The 16,556-nt window shown below is 68.6% G+C and carries 17 protein-coding genes; 4 read left to right on the forward strand and 13 right to left on the reverse strand.

Going from position 1 to position 16,556, the window contains the following annotated elements; all coding sequences use genetic code 11:
• Nucleotides 1–406 precede the first annotated feature (406 nt).
• Nucleotides 407–1,786 (forward strand): amino acid permease, encoded by a 1,380-nt coding sequence (locus BLA15945_RS11840; protein ID WP_059239597.1) that lies wholly within the window; start codon nt 407–409, stop codon nt 1,784–1,786.
• 28 nt (nt 1,787–1,814) lie between these two features.
• Here BLA15945_RS11840 and BLA15945_RS11845 read toward each other — a convergent pair whose 3' ends face one another.
• The 6 genes from BLA15945_RS11845 to ftrA form a co-directional block, all read right to left on the reverse strand.
• Nucleotides 1,815–2,393: an NnrU family protein gene (locus tag BLA15945_RS11845; protein ID WP_059239595.1), complete on the reverse strand. Its 579-nt coding sequence runs from the start codon at nt 2,391–2,393 to the stop codon at nt 1,815–1,817.
• A gap of 300 nt (nt 2,394–2,693) precedes the next feature.
• On the reverse strand, nt 2,694–3,401 hold the full coding sequence (locus BLA15945_RS11850; protein WP_174992431.1) for a TfoX/Sxy family protein: 708 nt from the start codon (nt 3,399–3,401) through the stop codon (nt 2,694–2,696).
• Nucleotides 3,398–4,507 (reverse strand): malate/lactate/ureidoglycolate dehydrogenase, encoded by a 1,110-nt coding sequence (locus tag BLA15945_RS11855; protein ID WP_174992432.1) that lies wholly within the window; start codon nt 4,505–4,507, stop codon nt 3,398–3,400. Before BLA15945_RS11855 ends, BLA15945_RS11850 begins: the two co-directional genes overlap by 4 nt.
• Before the next feature lie 60 nt (nt 4,508–4,567).
• A complete protein-coding gene (locus BLA15945_RS11860; protein ID WP_059239592.1) occupies nt 4,568–6,022 on the reverse strand; it encodes a M20 family metallopeptidase in 1,455 nt (484 codons plus the stop codon).
• A 79-nt stretch (nt 6,023–6,101) separates the two neighbouring features.
• Complete coding sequence (locus BLA15945_RS11865; RefSeq protein WP_174992433.1) at nt 6,102–7,172, reverse strand: NAD(P)H-dependent flavin oxidoreductase; 1,071 nt, start codon at nt 7,170–7,172, stop codon at nt 6,102–6,104.
• Between the two features lie 85 nt (nt 7,173–7,257).
• On the reverse strand, nt 7,258–8,220 hold the full coding sequence (ftrA, locus tag BLA15945_RS11870; RefSeq protein ID WP_174992434.1) for a transcriptional regulator FtrA: 963 nt from the start codon (nt 8,218–8,220) through the stop codon (nt 7,258–7,260).
• A 114-nt stretch (nt 8,221–8,334) separates the two neighbouring features.
• Here ftrA and BLA15945_RS11875 point away from each other — a divergent pair, with 114 nt between their 5' ends.
• Entirely contained in the window at nt 8,335–8,754 is a 420-nt protein-coding gene (locus tag BLA15945_RS11875; protein ID WP_059239586.1) for a rhodanese-like domain-containing protein, read from the forward strand.
• 90 nt (nt 8,755–8,844) lie between these two features.
• Nucleotides 8,845–9,171 (forward strand): superinfection immunity protein, encoded by a 327-nt coding sequence (locus BLA15945_RS11880; RefSeq protein ID WP_059239584.1) that lies wholly within the window; start codon nt 8,845–8,847, stop codon nt 9,169–9,171.
• 15 nt (nt 9,172–9,186) lie between these two features.
• Here the strand turns inward: BLA15945_RS11880 and BLA15945_RS11885 are convergent, their stop codons facing one another.
• The 7 genes from BLA15945_RS11885 to BLA15945_RS11915 all read right to left on the reverse strand — a co-directional run bounded on the left by BLA15945_RS11885 (nt 9,187) and on the right by BLA15945_RS11915 (nt 15,660).
• The gene (locus tag BLA15945_RS11885; protein ID WP_174992435.1) at nt 9,187–10,347 is read right to left on the reverse strand and encodes a cytochrome P450; all 1,161 of its coding nucleotides are present in this window, start codon (nt 10,345–10,347) and stop codon (nt 9,187–9,189) included.
• 101 nt (nt 10,348–10,448) lie between these two features.
• On the reverse strand, nt 10,449–10,715 hold the full coding sequence (locus BLA15945_RS11890; RefSeq protein ID WP_174992436.1) for a YodC family protein: 267 nt from the start codon (nt 10,713–10,715) through the stop codon (nt 10,449–10,451).
• A gap of 336 nt (nt 10,716–11,051) precedes the next feature.
• Complete coding sequence (locus BLA15945_RS11895; RefSeq protein WP_059239578.1) at nt 11,052–11,912, reverse strand: isocitrate lyase/PEP mutase family protein; 861 nt, start codon at nt 11,910–11,912, stop codon at nt 11,052–11,054.
• Nucleotides 11,913–12,064: 152 nt separating this feature from the next.
• The gene (locus BLA15945_RS11900) at nt 12,065–13,732 is read right to left on the reverse strand and encodes an ankyrin repeat domain-containing protein (protein ID WP_174992437.1); all 1,668 of its coding nucleotides are present in this window, start codon (nt 13,730–13,732) and stop codon (nt 12,065–12,067) included.
• Between the two features lie 185 nt (nt 13,733–13,917).
• Entirely contained in the window at nt 13,918–14,343 is a 426-nt protein-coding gene (locus BLA15945_RS11905; RefSeq protein ID WP_174992438.1) for a GNAT family N-acetyltransferase, read from the reverse strand.
• 47 nt (nt 14,344–14,390) lie between these two features.
• Nucleotides 14,391–15,251, reverse strand: coding sequence for a MurR/RpiR family transcriptional regulator (locus BLA15945_RS11910; RefSeq protein ID WP_059239572.1), 861 nt, complete (start codon nt 15,249–15,251; stop codon nt 14,391–14,393).
• Between the two features lie 55 nt (nt 15,252–15,306).
• Nucleotides 15,307–15,660 carry a YgiW/YdeI family stress tolerance OB fold protein gene (locus tag BLA15945_RS11915; protein WP_059239570.1) on the reverse strand — a complete coding sequence of 118 codons (354 nt, stop codon included), beginning with the start codon at nt 15,658–15,660 and terminating at the stop codon, nt 15,307–15,309.
• A gap of 232 nt (nt 15,661–15,892) precedes the next feature.
• Between BLA15945_RS11915 and BLA15945_RS11920 the strand changes: the two genes are divergently transcribed.
• Nucleotides 15,893–16,555, forward strand: coding sequence for a response regulator (locus BLA15945_RS11920; RefSeq protein WP_059239568.1), 663 nt, complete (start codon nt 15,893–15,895; stop codon nt 16,553–16,555).
• The last annotated feature ends 1 nt before the right edge of the window (nt 16,556 follow it).

Below are 16,556 nucleotides of genomic sequence, written 5' to 3' on the forward strand. Positions count from 1 at the left end.
TCTCCATCGATGCGTTGTCGTCGACGCGGCCACCGCCGAACCTGCCGACGTCACCGCGTGAATGCAACGATATCCAGAGACCGCCGCTGCTCCCATCGCCGCGCCTTCATGTAGTTCATGTCGACGCGGGCATGGACGAACCGGCAATTGATGAGCAAACCGCAAGACGTCTTTCGCATATCTCGTTTGCCGTCGCGGCGGTGTCCGCCCACAATCCGGTGTTGCCGTCGTCATCGCCCTCTCGCGGGCACCGACCGGCGCACCGTGGCCGTCATTCCGATTCACCGCCGGCGGCCGCGCACATCGCGTCACACACGCTCCCCCGACATCGGCGCCCCTGCGGCGGCAGAACGTTGCCGCCGCGCCGTCCGATGCGTTCCCGGCCAACAATAACTAGAGGTAGGAGATGCAGGACAATTCTTTGAGGCAAAGCCTCAAGCAACGGCACATCACGATGATCGCGCTTGGCGGCGTGATCGGCGCGGGCCTGTTCGTCGGCTCCGGCGCCATCATCGCAACGGCCGGCCCCGCGGCGATCCTGTCATACCTGATCGGCGGCGTGATCGTCACGCTGGTCATGTTCATGCTCGGCGAAATGGCCTCGCGCAATCCCGACAGCGGATCGTTCTCCACCTATGCGAGCAGCTATCTCGGTGAATGGGCCGGCTTCGCAGTCGGCTGGCTGTACTGGTTCAAGTCGATGATGACGATCACCGTCGAGGCGATCCTGCTCGGCGCGATCCTCCACGATTTCCTGCCGTGGCTGCCGATCTGGGGCGGCGCGCTGTTCATGCTCGTCACGCTGATCGCGAGCAACGCGTACTCGGTGCGCTCGTTCGGTGAGGCCGAATACTGGCTGTCGTTCGCGAAGGTCGCGACGATCATCGTGTTCATGGCGCTCGGCGCATCGATCCTGCTCGGCTTCCAGCCGCGCATTCCCGCGCCGGGGCTCCTGAACCTGACGGATCACGGCGGCTTCATGCCGAACGGCATCTCGCCCGTGCTCGCCGGCGTGATGGTCGTGATCTTCTCGCTCGGCGGCAGCGAGATCGCGGCCGTGGCCGCGGGCGAATCGGAAAATCCAAGCAAGAACGTGATCCGCGCGATCAAGAGCGTGATCGTGCGCGTGATGGTGTTCTACGTCGGCTCGGTGTCGATCCTGATCCTGTGCATGCCGTGGACCGACAAGGCCAACCTGAAATCGCCCTACGTGTCGCTGTTCAGCATGGCGGGCTTCACGGGCGCGGCCGTCGCGATGAAGATCGTGCTGTTCGTGTCGTTCATGTCGGTGATGAACTCGTTCCTGTTCTCGAACTCGCGCATGCTGTTCTCGCTGAGCCAGCGTGGTCACGCACCGGCGATGTTCGGCCGCACCAACGCGAAAGGCGTGCCGATGAACGCGCTCGTGCTGTGCCTCGCGATCTGCGTGTCGATCCTCGGGATTCACTTCGTGAGCGGCGGCGACCTGTTCCTGATGCTCGCGAAGAGCAGCGGCGCGTTCGTGATGATCGTGTGGATCTTCATCATCGTCGCGCACTTCGCGATGCGCCGGCAGATGAAACACGAGCAACGTGACCCGACCGCGTTCCGCGCGTGGTTCTATCCGGTGTCGAACTGGGTCGCGCTGCTGGCGCTCGTCGCCGTGCTCGGGTCGCAGGCGTTCAACCCGGATTCGCGCTTCCAGTTCTGGTTCACGGTGTCGACGGCGCTCGCGATCGTCGCGGCGTACTTTCTGCGGCGCAGGCAGCCGTCGTTCGGGCAGGCGCCCGGCGCAAAGGTGCGTTGACCGGCGGCCGGCTGCCCGGCGTGCGCGTTCAGCCGAACGGCCGCACGCCGATCAGCGGGCCATGCAGGAACAGCGCGAACACGGCCCAGACGACGAGCCCGCCCAGCACCGCGACGATGTCGCCCGACAGCCCGCCGGCCGGGTAGCGGACGCCGTCGCGGCGATCGCGCGCGCGCGACACGACGAAATCGACGATCGACCACACGAAGAATGCGCCGAACAGCACGACCGCGTGCACGGTGCCGTTCACGAGCAGGTGCGCAACGGCCCAGACCATCACGCCGGCGAGCATCGGGTGTCCGACGAGCGTCTTGATCCGGTTGCGCGGCACGTACGACGCGGCGATCAGCACGAACGCGACCGCGGTCAACATGCCCGTCAGATGGCGCACGCCGACCGGCGACACCCACAGCAGCGTCGCGCCTGCACGGGCCATCCCGTATCCCCAGATGATCAGCGCGAAGCCGACGATCGACGCGATCGCATAACCGCCCTTCCAGCCCTTCTCGCCGATCCGTTCGATCGTCGCGGACCGCCAGCCGTCGGCGACGATCCGGATCGAGTGCACACCGAGGAAGATCGCTAAACCGAGAATCAGGACGAGCATCGACTGTCTCCGTCTGGAATGATGAGTGGGGAACGTCTCCCGCGCGGCGTACGATGCGCCGTTCGCGGTGCCGGCGGCGAGGCCGGCGGGTCACGCCAGGCACGGGCGCAACCCGCGCGATCATAAACGCCGGGGCCGCCGTTGTGAAGCATGCAGGATGTGCAGCGCGTCAAGCCTGACGCGTTCGTACGCGTGATCGTAAGGGCGCGCAGCCATACAGCACACCGATCGCCCGATGATGGGCACGCCTGAAAGAAAGGAAAACGAAAATCGCGAGGCTGTCGCGTCGTGCGACCGGGACTACGTCTGCTTGCGCTTCGCCGGGGGGGTGGACGCCGGTACAGGCGACGATTTCGATGCCGGTTTCGCTTTCGGCACGGAGGCCGGTTTCGGCGTGGATTTCGCCGCCGCTCTGGATGCAGGCTTCGGCTCGGGCTTCGGCGACGGTTTCGGCGCGGGTTTGGGCGCGGGTTTGGGCGCGGATTTGGGCGCGGATTTGGGCGCGGATTTGGGCGCGGGTTTGGCCGCGGGTTTGGCCGCAGGTTTGGGCGCGGATTTCGGTGCTGCCTTCGGTACTGCCTTCGGTGCAGCTTTCGACGCGGATTTCGGTGTCGTCCCCGCACCCGCCTTCGACGCCGGTTTCGGCACGACCCTCGCCTTGCGCTTCGGCGGCCCCGCCAGCAAAGCCGCGCGATACGCGCTGCGGCACCAGTCGAACAACGCGCCCGCATCCTCGAGCACGTCGGCCGGCGTTTCGTAGTAGCCCTCGAGCGCGACGGTACGCGTGGGCCGCGCATACGAGAACGGCCCCATCCCCGCCGCGACGAACGCCGGGCGGTTCACGTCGTCGACGCGCAGGAACAGCGACCCGCGCGACATGAAGCCGAACATCACGCCGTCGAGCCGCATCGCCGCGCCGCTGAAGAACCGCGCGACCGTCACCGCGCCGAGCGGCGCAAGCTGATATGCGATCTCTTCGCCGTGCGCCTTCTCCGACTGCCAGCTCATGCGGATGCCTCGCAGCGCTGCGTCCACGCGTCAAGCTCGGCGCCGTCGAATCCGACGGCCGCAGCGCTCTCGCGAATCTGCCGCCACGTCGCACGGTCGACCGGAATGCCGGCGGCCCCGCGGGCGGCGCGGCTCGCTTCCTCCGGCTCGCCGGGCACCAGTACCGGCGCATCGCCGGCCTGCGGCGACGCCTTCGCCCATGCGACGAACGCATCGGCTTCGCGCTCGGCATCAGCCGCGTCGAACGCGCTCGGGTCGATCAGCACCGACAGCATCCCGTTGACGATCGCACTCGTCTTCTGCAGCGTATCGCCGTACGTCGTATGCCCGCCCACGAGCGCGCCGCCGAAGATCTCGCACATCGCCGCGAGCGCATACCCCTTGTGCAACCCGAACGGCAGCAGCGCGCCGAACGGCTGCTCGTGCATCACGGCCGGATCGTCGGTCGGCTGGCCGCGATGGTCGATCAGCGACCCGGCCGGCACGCGCTTGCCCTGGTTGTAGGCGACGCGCGTCTTGCCGTACGCGATCGCGCTCGTCGCGAAATCGAGCAGCAGCGGCGGCTTGCCCGCCCGCGGATACGCGGCGCAGAACGGATTCGTGCCGAAACGCGGATCGGTACCGTGCAGCGGCGCGACCAGCAGGTCGCCCGGCACGTTGACGAAATGGAACGACACGAGCCCCGAGCGCGCGCACTGCTCCGCCCAATGCCCGATACGGCCGAGGTGGTGGACGTCGCGCAGCCCGACCGCGCAGATACCCATGCGCCGCGCGCGCTCGATCCCTTCGACCATCGCCTCGAACGCGATCACCTGGCCGAAACCGCGCCCGCCGTCGATCGACAGCACCGCGCCGCCGTCGCGGACGATCGACGCGTGCCCGTTCAGTTGCAATTGCCCTTCCCGCCACGACGCGACGTAGTTCGGGATCATCCCGATGCCATGCGAATCGTGGCCCGCGAGATTCGCGCCGACCAGATGATCGGCGACGAGCCGTGCCTCACGCTCGCTACTGCCGGCCCGTTCCCAGAGCGCCGCGACGAATGCATGCAGCGGTTCGGCGCGCATGCGCGGCGGATCGGTATCGGGCGTCGGCAGTGCGGTCATCGGCAACACTCCATCAAGTCGGATCGGGTCGGGAAATCGGCACGTCGGGCGATGCGACGGTCAGCGCGCGGTCGCGATCACGTCCGCAACGGCCGCGGTAAGCTTCTTCGCGTACGGCACATGCAGGAACTCGTTCGGGCCGTGCGCGTTCGACTTCGGCCCGAGCACGCCGCACACCATGAACTGCGCGGACGGGAAGCCTTCCTGCAGCACGTTCATCAGCGGGATCGTGCCGCCGAGGCCCATGTACGCGCAATCGGCGCCAAAGTGGCGGCGCGACGCGGCGTCGAGCGACGACGCGAGCCACGGCGCGAGATCCGGCGCGCTCCAGCCCGTCGCGGCGCCCGCGTCCGGCTTGAACGTAACCTTCGCGTTGTACGGCGGATCGAGTTCGAGCAGGTCCTTCAGCTGCTGCACGGCCTGCGCGGCGTCGACGAGCGGCGGCAGGCGCAGCGACAGCTTGAACGCGGTACGCGGACGCAGCACGTTGCCCGCATCGGCGAGCGCCGGCATGCCGGCCGCGCCCGTCACAGACAGCGACGGACGCCACGTCGAATTCAGCAGCGCCTCGCGCGGATCGGTCGTGGTCGGCAGCACCGGCTTGCCGTCCGCGCCGCACGCCCACGGCAGCCCCTTCCACACCATGTCGCCGAGAATCGCGGCAGCCGCTTCGGCTTCGCGCACGCGGCTCGACGGAATCTCGCAATGGAACACGCCCGGCAGCAGGTTGCCGTTCTTCGCATCTTCGAGACGCTCGAACAGCTGGCGCATCACGCGGAAGCTCGACGGCGCGATGCCGCCGTACACACCCGAGTGAATGCCTTCTTCCAGCACCTCGACCTGCAGGTCGCCGGACACGAGCCCGCGCAGCGACGTGGTGAGCCACATCTGGTCGTAGTTGCCGGCGCCCGAATCGAGGCAGACGACGAGCGACACCTGGCCAAGCCGGTCGCGCAATGCGTCGACGTACGGCAGCAGATCGTAGCTGCCCGACTCTTCGCAGGTCTCGATCAGGCCGACGCAGCGCGGCCGCTCGATGCCCTGCTCGTCGAGCGCGCCGAGCGCCGCGAGGCTCGCGTAGATCGCATAGCCGTCGTCCGCGCCGCCGCGGCCGTACAGCTTGCCGTTCTCGAACTTGGGCGTCCACGGGCCGAGGTCCGCGCGCCAGCCGTCGAATTCGGGCTGCTTGTCGAGGTGGCCGTACAGCAGGATCGTGTCGGTGCTGCCCGAGCGCGTGGCCGGCGATTCGAAGAAGATCACCGGCGTGCGGCCCGGCAGGCGCACGATCTCGAGCTTCAGGCCCTTCACGGGCTGCCGCTCGGCCCACTGCGCGGCATCGGTGACGACGCGCTCGAGATAGCCGCGCTTCGCCCAGTCGGGGTCGAATGCAGGACTCTTCGCGGGGATCGCGATGTAGTCAGTCAGCGCATGGAGGATTTCATCGTTCCACTTGCGCTCGATGAAGGTAACGAGCTTGTCATGGTCGAGGACGGGGGTAGTGTCGACGGAAGTCATGGTGGGGGTGCCTGGATCGGGCTGACGAAAACCCAGATCATACGCCGATGCTCCCCCGCCGGCGCCCCCTCCTGGCCGTTCAGACGACCTTCGGGAACGCGTCGCGCAGCCCTGCGGCGCAGGCCAGCGCATCGTCCCACAACCGCCGCGTCAGTTCGCCGGCATCCGCTTCGCGCGCGAGCGCCGCGGCCTCGCCCGACCACAGCAGCGAGAAATCGTCACGCCCCTGCCGCTCGAACGCGCCGCGCAGCGGATCGACCGCGGCCGTCGCGAGCGGGAACGCAGGCGCGAGCGCACTCATCGGTCCCTGCTCGCGCATGAAACGCGTCAGCAGCCCGCGCGCGGGACGGCCCGTGTACAGGTTGGTCATCCGCGTGCCGTCGTCGCGTGCGGCGCGCACGGCCGCACGATGCTGCGCCGAGCGGCCGGCCTGCGGCGTCAGCAGGTAGCCGGTGCCGATCTGCACCGCGCGCGCACCGAGCGCGAACGCGGCCGCGATGCCGCGCCCGTCGGCGATCGCACCGGCTGCGATCACCGGCACGCGCACCGCATCGACGATCTGCGGCAGCAACGCGAACAGGCCGGGTTGCGCGTGGATATCGTCGGTCAGGAACATGCCGCGATGGCCGCCCGCCTCCGCGCCCTGCGCAACGATCGCGTCGACGCCGCGCGCATCGAGCCAGCGCGCTTCCTCGACGGTTGTTGCAGACGAAACCACGCAGGCCCCCGTGCGGCGCACGCGATCGAGCAGCGTGTCATCCGGCAACCCGAAATGGAATCTCACGACGGCCGGGCGCAATTCCTCGACGACCGCGCACATCGCATCGTCGAACGGCGCGCGGCCGGGGCCGCCCTTCACGCCGGCCGGATCAACTCCCGCTTCCGCGTAGTAGCCGGCGAGCGCTGCGCGCCAGCGTGCGTCGACCTCCGCATCGGGCGCGGGCGGTGTGTGGCAGAAGAAGTTCACGTTGAACGGCGCGGGTGTGCGCGCGCGGATCGCCGCGATCTCGTCGCGCAACTGCTGCGGGCCGAGCGCCGCACAGGCGAGCGAGCCGAGCCCGCCGGCTTCGCACACGGCAATCGCGAGCGGGCTCAGCGAGCCGACCATCGGAGCCTGGATCAGCGGCAAACGGGAAGGCAGTGTGGTCATCGGAATCCCTGTTCGGAATGCGTGGCCATCGCCACGTTGGTTGTCCTTGCCGTCGTCGCGCACCAACCGCTCCGTCCGGTGCGCTCTAGCTTCCGCCGCGATCCATCCCGCGCCGGTATGCGGCCGGGCTGGTCGCCGCGATACGCCGGAAATGCCGGCGCAACGATTCCTCCGAGCCGAACCCCGCGCGCGCCGCGACCTGAGCGAGCGGCAGCGCGGGCTGCGCCTCGAGCATGTCCTTCGCGACGTTCACGCGCTCGCGGATCAGCCACGTGAGCGGCGACATCCCCGTCGCATCCGCGAACTGCCGCTGTAGCGTGCGCGTGCTCATCGCCGCCCGCGCGGCGAGCGACGCCAGCGTGTGCGGCTCGGCCGCATGCGCGCGCATCCAGTCGATCAGCTTCGCGAGCCGGTCGGTGCCGCCCGGTGCGACCGGGCGCGGCACGAATTGCGCCTGGCCGCCGTCGCGATGCGGCGGCAGCACGAGGCGCTGCGCGACACGGTTCGCGATCGCGCCGCCGTGGTCGCGGCGCACCAGATGCAGCAGCATGTCGAGCCCCGCCGCCGAGCCGGCCGACGTAATGATCTGCCCTTCGTCGACGTAAAGCGCATCGGGATTCACGCGCAGCGCCGGATAGCGCGCCTGCAGGCGTTCCGCGTAACGCCAGTGGGTCGTCACGGTGAGGCCGTCGAGCACGCCGGCCGCCGCGAGCACGAACACGCCCGAACAGATCGAGCAGAGCCGCGCGCCGCGCCGATGCGCGGTCCGCAGTTTCTTCAGCAACGGTTCGGGTGGCAGTTCGTCCGGATCGCGCCAGCCGGGAATCACGATGGTGTCCGCGCGATCGAGCGTCGCGAGCCGATACGGCGCGGCGACCGTGATACCGCCCGCCGCGCGCACCGGCCCCGGCTCGCTCGCGCATACCGCGAAGCGATACCAGTCGACGCCGAGTTCCGGGCGCTCGAGCGCGAACAATTCGACCACGCAGCCGAATTCGAACGTGCAGAGGCGATCGTAGGCGAGCGCGACGACGAGATGATTGTGCATGGCGCAATGTTACCGGAACTTGTCGATCACGCCACTGCCGCGAAACGGGCCGAACCGCGATACTGCCCTTCATCCCGGCGCGTTCCGCGCCCCTTCGACCCGGAGAACCTGCCCATGTCCTACGTCACCGACGTGCCCGCCGCCGACAGCCCCGCCGCCCTCGCGCATTTCGAGGCTTCGCTGCGCTTCGAGACCGATTGCTGGGACGTGCACGATGCGCTCGCATCGGGCGCACCCGATTTCGTGCTGCTCGACGTGCGCGGCCCCGAGCCGTTCGCCGCCGGCCACGTGCCCGGCGCACGCAACCTGCCGCGCCGCAAGATCATCGAGAGCAAGCTCGCCGGTTACCCGGCCGGCACGCTGTTCGTCGTGTACTGCGCGGGCCCGCACTGCAACGGCGCCGCGCGCGCGGCGATCCAGCTCGCGCGCCTCGGCCGCCCGGTCAAGCTGATGATCGGCGGCGTGACGGGCTGGCTCGACGAAGGTTTCGCGCTGAGCAACGAAGTCCAGCCGGCAGACGCCGAAGCCGGCTGATCGTCTTTAAAAACGCAACAATCAATTGCCAGCACACGAACGGAAAAAGCGCGACAATCAGCCTCATTGCAGTTCGGACGGAGCAGCACCATGCATGATGAAGTCCTGATTCAAGTGGCCGGTTCAGTCGCCGCGATCGCGATCTATTTTCTGCCGGCCGTCATTGCCGACAGGCGCGGCCGGCACGACAAGCTGACGATCGCGATGTTCAACGCGTTGTTCGCATGGACCGGCATCGGCTGGCTGATGACGCTGTACTGGGCGTGCCAGCCGAACCCGCGCACCGACGTCGCGCAGACGATCCTCGCCAAGCGCCGCGGCATCAGCATGCGGACCTTCTCGACTGGCCTCGTCGAACGCGTGCAACGCCGCGTCGCCGCCCAGGAGCAATGGGCGGAAAAGCAAGGCTGCCGTTAAGCCCCTCTTTTCCCTTTACCGTGCTGCGCCGAACTTCGGCATCCTGACGTTGGTCGACGCGCGGTAATTCCAGTCGAGTCGGTCGCGCGGCGGCCAGCCGCCCGCACGCAACCACGCCCCGAACGCCCCCGCCGTCACCGCCTGCGCGATCCGCTCGCCCGGGCAGCCATGCGGCCCCGTGCCGAAGCCGAAATTCGGCCCCGCCGTGCGGCCGGGCATCAGCCGGTGCGGGTCGCGATACACAGCCGGGTCGCGGTTCGCCGCGGCGAGCACGACGAGGATCGCGTCGCCGGCTTCGACACGCACGCCTTCGATCGTCGTGTGGGCCGCGACGAAGCGGCGCGTGTTCTGCACCGGCGAATCGAAACGCCCGACTTCGGCAACGAACGCGTCGAGCGCGGCGGCGTCCTGCGCCATGCCCGCTTCCCCGTGCCAGGCGACCAGCGCATTGCCGAGCCATGCGGCCGTCGCCTCGCACGTCTGCGACAGCAAACCGACCAGATTCGCGACCAGCGCGCCGCTCGCCTGCCAGCCCGACGCGCGCGCTGCCTGTTGCACCGCAGCGACCAGCGTGCCGTCATGGGCGTGCGACTGCGCAACGCGCGCCGTCATCCGGTCGAGCAGTTGCCGCGCACCGTCGCTCGCGCGGGCCAGCGCCGCGGCATCCGACAACGGTGACAGCGCGGCGACGAAGTCGACCACCTGCGCCGCGATCTCGTCGAGCTGCGTTTCGTCGAAGCCGAGCAGATCGGCGACCGCGCACACCGGCACCGTCATGCACCACCCGTTCAGCGCGTCGGCGTCGCCCGCCGCCGGCAACCGCCGCGCGGCAAGCTGCCCGGCGCGATCGCGCAGCGCCTCCGTGTCGACCGGCGCGAACGCCGCGCGCAACGCCTGCTTCGGCACGTCGTGCCGCGACGCGCCATCGTTCATGCGCACCAGCTCGCCGAACAGCGCGCCGGCCGTCGTGCCACGCAACGCGGGCGGCACCGGCGCGTCCAGCGGGCGCACCCGGCAGGCCGGATGGCTGAGCACGGCCGTCACGGCCGCCGCGCGGCTCGCGACCCACAGGCCGAGCGTGGCATCGAATGCGAGCGGCGGCCCGTCGACGAGCGTCGCATAGTAGGGATAGGGATCGCGGTGCGTGACCGCGGCAATGGGATCGGTCGGGTTCATGCGTTCAGTATCGGCGCAGTGCGCCGCCGCATGTTTCGGGGTTGCATGAAATGTCGTTGCACGGGCGCCGCCCGTCGCGGCATCGCAACGACAGCCCGATGTCAGGCAGCCGAGCGGTAGCGGTGCGACTGCATGCGCAGCCGGACGCGCCCGGCCGAAATCGCACGCGGTTCGGGCACCACCGTGTCGTGATGGAACATTTCCTGCCGGAACTCGCCGCTTTCGTCGAACCACTGGCAGATCAACCAGTCGCCGTCGTCGAACACGACCGGCCCCGCATAGGTGACGGTCATGCGGGGCCCGCCGGTTTTCAGCGTTACGACATCGCCGACGCGAAACCCGACGCGGTGATTTTCTCGAATCGTCATCGCTCTCTCAGCTTTTTATATATTGATATTCCCGGCAGTCCATCGACCGGTCATTACAACGTGCCGCAGATTATCAATCAAAAAAACAGCCGGCAACTCCCGCGTACATAAATGCTTTTAACGGAAACTGGCAACAATGCGCCGGATTGGCACGCATCGCGTCCCGCCGGCCGCCAGATCCGGCGCGGGTTACGTGCCGGCAGCGGTCGAGCGGGCGGAATGCGGAGAATAAACGATGATTTTCACGCCGTCATCGACGATTAATTCGGACGTGAAATCGGTTGATTATTGTCAATCAACGTTTCGACTGGAAACGATCCCACTTTTTATTAGGGATCATTCGCCGAACAAAACCGGCGAATTATCGGGGGCGGCAAACCAGCGGTTGATATCGCGCCCCGGCACGGCCGCCTGCGTAAATGTAAACGTGCCGTCGCGCATCATCTCCGTCGCAGCGCGCAGGAACGCCCCGAGTGCGGCCCGCGCCAGTGCACCGCCGACGCTGACGCGCTTCACGCCGAGCGCCGCCAGTTCATCGAGGCTCAGCAACCCGCCCTGCAAGCCCATGACGACATTGACGGGCGCGCCGACCGCCCGCGTCACCGCCGCGATTTCGGCGGCGTCGGTGATGCCCGGCGCATACAGCACGTCGGCGCCGGCGTCGCGATAGGCGACGAGCCGCGCGATCGTGTCGTCGAGGTCGCGGCGGCCGTGCAGGTAGTTTTCGCAGCGCGCGGTCAGCGTGAACGGAAACGGCAGCGCACGCGCCGCTTCGACGGCCGCCGCGATGCGCTCGACCGACGCGTCGCGCGCATAGATCGGCGTATCGGCACGGCCCGTCGCATCCTCGATCGAGCCGCCGACCGCGCCGGCCTCGGCCGCCAGCCGGATCGTTTCGGCCACCGTGCCGGGCGCATCGCCGAAACCGTTCTCGAGATCGGCGCTCACGGGCAGGCCGCCCGCGGCGACGAGATCGGCGATGTGGTCGAGCATCGCGTCGCGGTCGATCGCGTTGTCAGGCTGCCCTTTCGAAAATGCATAGCCGGCGCTCGTGGTGGCGAGCGCCTCGAAGCCGGCCATCGCCAGCAGGCGCGCGGTGCCGGCGTCCCACGGGTTCGGGATGATGAAGGCGCCGGGGCGCGTGTGCAGCGCGCGGAAAGCTTCGGCGTGGCGGGCTTGCTGGTCAAAACGGGTCATCGCGGACTCCCGGAAGGTGTTGACGGGTGAGCTTACGCCGGTCGTGCGCGCGACGTTTCAGCGACCGCCGAAATGTCGTCGCACGACACGAAAAACCGGTGACGGTACGGGCGAGCGGACCGGCGCCGGGTTCGCCCAAGGCCCGCCCGCTTTCAGGTCAAGGCAGGCTGCGTGCCGTCGATGCCGAGCAGCACGTCGGTGACGGCCTCCGAGAACCGCATCGCGCGGCCGTCGATCAGCACGCCATCCGGATTCGACAGGTCGCGCGCCGCTTGCGGCACGCCGTGCGCGATCAGCACGCGCGCGCACGCTTCCCAGTCGGGATCGCCGACGCCCTCCGGTTCGTTGACGGACGCCCAGGACAACGTGCCGAGCGCGTCGCTGCCGAACCCGTGCATGTCGCGCCAGTTGGCACCGTGCGCGAGCAGGAACGCCAGCAGTTCGGCATCGCCGCGGAACACCGCGTGATTCAGCGCGCTCGCGTCCCAGTCGCCGCCACGCGCAGCGACCGGCCAGCCCAGCTCGACCATGACCTTCACCGCGTCGCGCGAGCCCCATGCGGCGGCGTCGGGCAACTGGCGCAACCGGTCTTCGGTCAGCGCGCCAGGCAGTTCGGGATGCTGCGCCTGGATGCGCCGCGCGCCGGACGCGTCGGCACGCGCGCAGGCCGCCACGAACGCATCGTCCGCGCCGAGCACCTCTTGCGCGCCGGCCGCGCGCAACAGCGCCGCGACCTCCGACAATCCGGCCTGCATCGCAAGCCGGTACGCACTGACGCCGGCCGCGGTCCGCGCAGCGGGATCAGCGCCGGCCGCCAGCAGCGCGGCGACATGGCGTGCCGGGCAACGCACGGCGATCGCGCGCAACAAAGGCGCGCCCCACATCTTCGTCGGCCCTTCTCCGGCCGGCTCGTTCGGGTCGCCGCCATGCGCGAGCAGCAGTTCGAGCGCGGCGGCGTCCGGCACGTCGAGTGCCCGCCGCAGCGCATTCGTTCCGTCCACCCGTGCGCCGTGCTCGAGCAGCACGCGCGTACACGCCGGATTCTCCACCGAGTGATACAGCGATTCGCCGTCGTTCGGATCGGCGCCAGCCGCCAGCAGCATCGCGGTGAGCGCCGGATCGCGATTGACGCCGGCCGCGCCATACAGCGCCGACAGCGGCCCCGACTCGTCGGGCTCGGCAAGCGAGGCGGGCGGAAAACGGTTGCCGATCCGCTGGTTCGGATCGGCGCCGGCATCGAGCAGATGACGCGCGCATGCGCGCAGCCTGACGGCGAACGCGGGAATCTGCCCGAGCCGCGAATGCGTGACGGCGACGAGCGGCGGCAGCTTCAGCGGACCGCCGGCACGCGCGATCCAGCCGGGATCGGCGGCCTGTGCCGCCCTCATCGCGTCGAGATCGCCCGCCGCGCACGCGATGGCCGGGTCGGCCGAAACGAGATCGGGATGATCGATTAGCCATTGCGCGGCGACGTGCGGCCGGGGGGCGTCGAAGCCGCCGGTCACGTCGGCACCGTAGGCGAGGTCGAGCCAGCGCCGGATCAGCAGCGACCGCGGTTGCCGCGCGAGCGACTGCATTTCGACGAACGCGCCGAGATCGGCCCACGACGCAAAGCCGTACTCGCGCGCGATGCAGGACTGCGCGTCGTGCAGGCGGAGCCCGAGCGCCCGCGTTTCATCGTGCGTGCGGTTCGCGGCGGCGGGGAGAGACTGGACAAAACGCGCGACGGCACCGGCGTCGCCCTGCCGGTACAGGCGCAACAATGCCTTGGCCTGCTTTTTCAGATGATCGGGATGGGCCCCGGGAGGCAGCTTTTTCATGCGGATCCTCGTGCATGGATGGCCGAAGGTCCGCAATACCGCCAGCACAAAGGATGGGGAAAGACTGGATTTGCTGCGACAGGTGGGTTCAACCCTTTCCGCGGACCCGGAAGCGACCTGCATCGCTGCCCGGTATCGTAGGCGACGGCCGGTTGCATCGTCAACCGCGCCGCCGGCGCCGCCGCTCAACCCGCGAGTTTCTTCGTCAGGAAAATGCGTGTGTGCCCGACCGGATAATCCGGCAGCTCGCCGAAACGGACGTAGCCGCGTTTCTCATAGAACGGCCGCGCCTGGAAGTCGAACGTGTCGAGCCACGCGCTGTGGCAACCGCGCGCGACGGCCTCCGCCTCGGCGAGATCCATGATGCGCGTGCCGGCGCCCTGGCCGCGCGCGGCTTCGGGCACCACGAGCAGGTCGACATGCAGCCAGCCGAACGTCGTGCCGCCCCACAGGCCGCCGACCACCGCGCCCGACTCGTCGGTCACGACCACGGCCAGCGGCCGGAACTCGGCCGGGCCGGCCTGGCTTTCGTTGAATCGGACGAGCGGCGCGACGATCTGCTTGCGCACGTCCGCGGCGCCCGCATCGGTCACTTCGTAGATGAACGTCATCGGTCGGGTCGGGTTGAATCGTGAACAGGCGTGACGTGCCGCGCACGTCAAACGACGTACGCGCCCTTCGCGTGCAGCTCCGCTTCGGTACGCTCGAGCGCCGCGATCGCGTCGCTGCCTTCGAGCGCCAGCAACTGCGCGACCAGCGCCTCGGCCATCGCATGCGCGGCCACCAGCGACGGGAAGAACGACGGGCTGTCGTGCGTGAAGATCAGTTGCGCGTCCGCGTGCAACGCGATCGGCGACACGGCGCTGTCGGTGATCGCGACGATCTTGCTTCCCTGCGCCTTCGCGGCCTGCGCGACGCGCGTCGCTTCGGCCGAATACGGCGCGAAACTGACGATCACGGTCACGCTCTGCTTCGCGATCGTCCGCAGCTCCATTTCGAGCGAACCGGCGACGCCGTTGAGCAGCGACACGGTCGGTCGGAACAGCCGGTAGCCGTAGACGAAACCGAACGCGACCGGATAGCACGAGCGAAACCCCGCCACGTGCACATGCGATGCCTTGCGGATCAGTTTGGCCGCATCCGCGAGCGCGTGCTCGTTCTGCGCGGCGGTCGCCGACAGGTTGTGCTGCTGCGCGGCGAGCAGGTCGTGTGCGAGCGATGCCTTCGCATCGGGCCGCACGAGCGAGCGCGCACGCTGCGTGAGCGGCTCGGGACGCGTGCGCACGCGCGCGACGCACAGGTCGCGCAGCTCGTTCCAGCCGGGGAAGCCGAATTGCTGCGCGAGCCGCACGAGCGATGCAGGCTGCACCTGCGCGCGCTGCGCGACCTTGCGCATCGACGATGTAGCGACTTCGTCGGGATGATCGAGCAGGAAAGCGGCGCCCGCCTGGAACTGCGGGCTCAGCTCTGAAAATTGCGTCCGGATCCGGGACGCGAGTTCGTCGAAATTGGCGGCCATCTTGGTGGGAACGGAAACCGGTCGTTCATGGTATCACCGGCCCCGCACGCACCGGTCAGCGCAGCACTTCGACGTGGTCGGCGTCGACCTTCACCCGGCCCGACCATTTCCGCTCGAATTCGCCGGTCACCTTCACTTCGTTCTTGTCGCTGACAGGCTGGCCGGCCGCCCACAGCTTGGCGTCGATCTCGACGCGGATCGTGCCGGTGGCGTCGGCGAACTCGAAATCCTCGCCGCCGATGTGCTTGACGATGCGCCCCTGCAGCTGCACGTGCTGGTCGTCCTTGCCGTTGGCGAGCAGCTCCTTGACGGTCGTCGTGGTCAGCGCGGACGGCCCCGTGTATTGCGCGTAGACAGCGGCGGGCAGCGTGGCAAGCGCGACCGCCAGGATTCTGGCCAGGTGTTTCATGATGTCGGTCCTCTTCTTCGATGTGACGCCGCGCCCCGTTGGACGCGACGACGCCAGATTACGGACCGTAAGATTAAGCAAACCTGAAGGGTGCGCCGAGGCGACACGGTGCCGCATTGGACGAGTACTAAAGCCAGCCACGCGCCGCGCGCATTTAAGCTCGGCCTAAGACACGTGCGCTTATCATGGGGACTCCGGGCGCCGCGGCGCCCCGTTGAAGAGACACGAATTCATGCGCGTACTGCTCGTCGAGGACGATCCGCTGATCGGCAGCGGGCTCGAACAGGGCCTCAAACAGGAAGGCTTCGCGGTCGACTGGGTGAAGGACGGCGATGCCGCGTCGCTCGCGCTGCGCTCGACCGGCTACGGCCTGCTGCTGCTCGATCTCGGGCTGCCGAACCGCGACGGCCTGTCGGTGCTCGCCGCGCTGCGCCGCCGCGACGAAACCCTGCCCGCGATCATCATCACCGCGCGCGACGGCGTGCCCGACCGCATCGCAGGCCTCGACAGCGGCGCGGACGACTATCTCGTCAAGCCGTTCGAGCTCGACGAACTGCTCGCCCGCATCCGCGCGGTCAACCGCCGCCATGCGGGCCGCGCGCAGACGACGCTCGCGATCGGCCCGCTGCGGCTCGACCCCGTCAAACACCTCGTCTGGCTCGACGATGACGAAGTGCCGCTGTCGCCGAAGGAATTCGTGCTGCTGCACGAGCTGATGCGCGAGCCCGGCGCGGTGATTTCGCGCGAGCAATTCGAGGAACGGCTGTACAGCTGGGGCGAGGAAATCGAGAGCAACGCGGTGCAGGTGCATATCCACAACCTGCGCAAGAAACTCGGCCACGACATGATCCGCACGGTGCGCGGCGTCGGCTACCGGATCGGTGACGGCACGTGAC

Source organism: Burkholderia arboris, assembly GCF_902499125.1.
In the GTDB taxonomy this organism is placed as follows: domain Bacteria; phylum Pseudomonadota; class Gammaproteobacteria; order Burkholderiales; family Burkholderiaceae; genus Burkholderia; species Burkholderia arboris.

What these genes read in the sequence shown, in the direction of transcription:
- BLA15945_RS11840 (WP_059239597.1), top strand. Translation starts at nt 407, where the DNA reads ATGCAGGACAATTCTTTGAGGCAAAGCCTCAAGCAACGGCACATCACG.
- BLA15945_RS11845 (WP_059239595.1), bottom strand. Translation starts at nt 2,393, where the DNA reads ATGCTCGTCCTGATTCTCGGTTTAGCGATCTTCCTCGGTGTGCACTCG.
- BLA15945_RS11850 (WP_174992431.1), bottom strand. Translation starts at nt 3,401, where the DNA reads ATGAGCTGGCAGTCGGAGAAGGCGCACGGCGAAGAGATCGCATATCAG.
- BLA15945_RS11855 (WP_174992432.1), bottom strand. Translation starts at nt 4,507, where the DNA reads ATGACCGCACTGCCGACGCCCGATACCGATCCGCCGCGCATGCGCGCC.
- BLA15945_RS11860 (WP_059239592.1), bottom strand. Translation starts at nt 6,022, where the DNA reads ATGACTTCCGTCGACACTACCCCCGTCCTCGACCATGACAAGCTCGTT.
- BLA15945_RS11865 (WP_174992433.1), bottom strand. Translation starts at nt 7,172, where the DNA reads ATGACCACACTGCCTTCCCGTTTGCCGCTGATCCAGGCTCCGATGGTC.
- ftrA (WP_174992434.1), bottom strand. Translation starts at nt 8,220, where the DNA reads ATGCACAATCATCTCGTCGTCGCGCTCGCCTACGATCGCCTCTGCACG.
- BLA15945_RS11875 (WP_059239586.1), top strand. Translation starts at nt 8,335, where the DNA reads ATGTCCTACGTCACCGACGTGCCCGCCGCCGACAGCCCCGCCGCCCTC.
- BLA15945_RS11880 (WP_059239584.1), top strand. Translation starts at nt 8,845, where the DNA reads ATGCATGATGAAGTCCTGATTCAAGTGGCCGGTTCAGTCGCCGCGATC.
- BLA15945_RS11885 (WP_174992435.1), bottom strand. Translation starts at nt 10,347, where the DNA reads ATGAACCCGACCGATCCCATTGCCGCGGTCACGCACCGCGATCCCTAT.
- BLA15945_RS11890 (WP_174992436.1), bottom strand. Translation starts at nt 10,715, where the DNA reads ATGACGATTCGAGAAAATCACCGCGTCGGGTTTCGCGTCGGCGATGTC.
- BLA15945_RS11895 (WP_059239578.1), bottom strand. Translation starts at nt 11,912, where the DNA reads ATGACCCGTTTTGACCAGCAAGCCCGCCACGCCGAAGCTTTCCGCGCG.
- BLA15945_RS11900 (WP_174992437.1), bottom strand. Translation starts at nt 13,732, where the DNA reads ATGAAAAAGCTGCCTCCCGGGGCCCATCCCGATCATCTGAAAAAGCAG.
- BLA15945_RS11905 (WP_174992438.1), bottom strand. Translation starts at nt 14,343, where the DNA reads ATGACGTTCATCTACGAAGTGACCGATGCGGGCGCCGCGGACGTGCGC.
- BLA15945_RS11910 (WP_059239572.1), bottom strand. Translation starts at nt 15,251, where the DNA reads ATGGCCGCCAATTTCGACGAACTCGCGTCCCGGATCCGGACGCAATTT.
- BLA15945_RS11915 (WP_059239570.1), bottom strand. Translation starts at nt 15,660, where the DNA reads ATGAAACACCTGGCCAGAATCCTGGCGGTCGCGCTTGCCACGCTGCCC.
- BLA15945_RS11920 (WP_059239568.1), top strand. Translation starts at nt 15,893, where the DNA reads ATGCGCGTACTGCTCGTCGAGGACGATCCGCTGATCGGCAGCGGGCTC.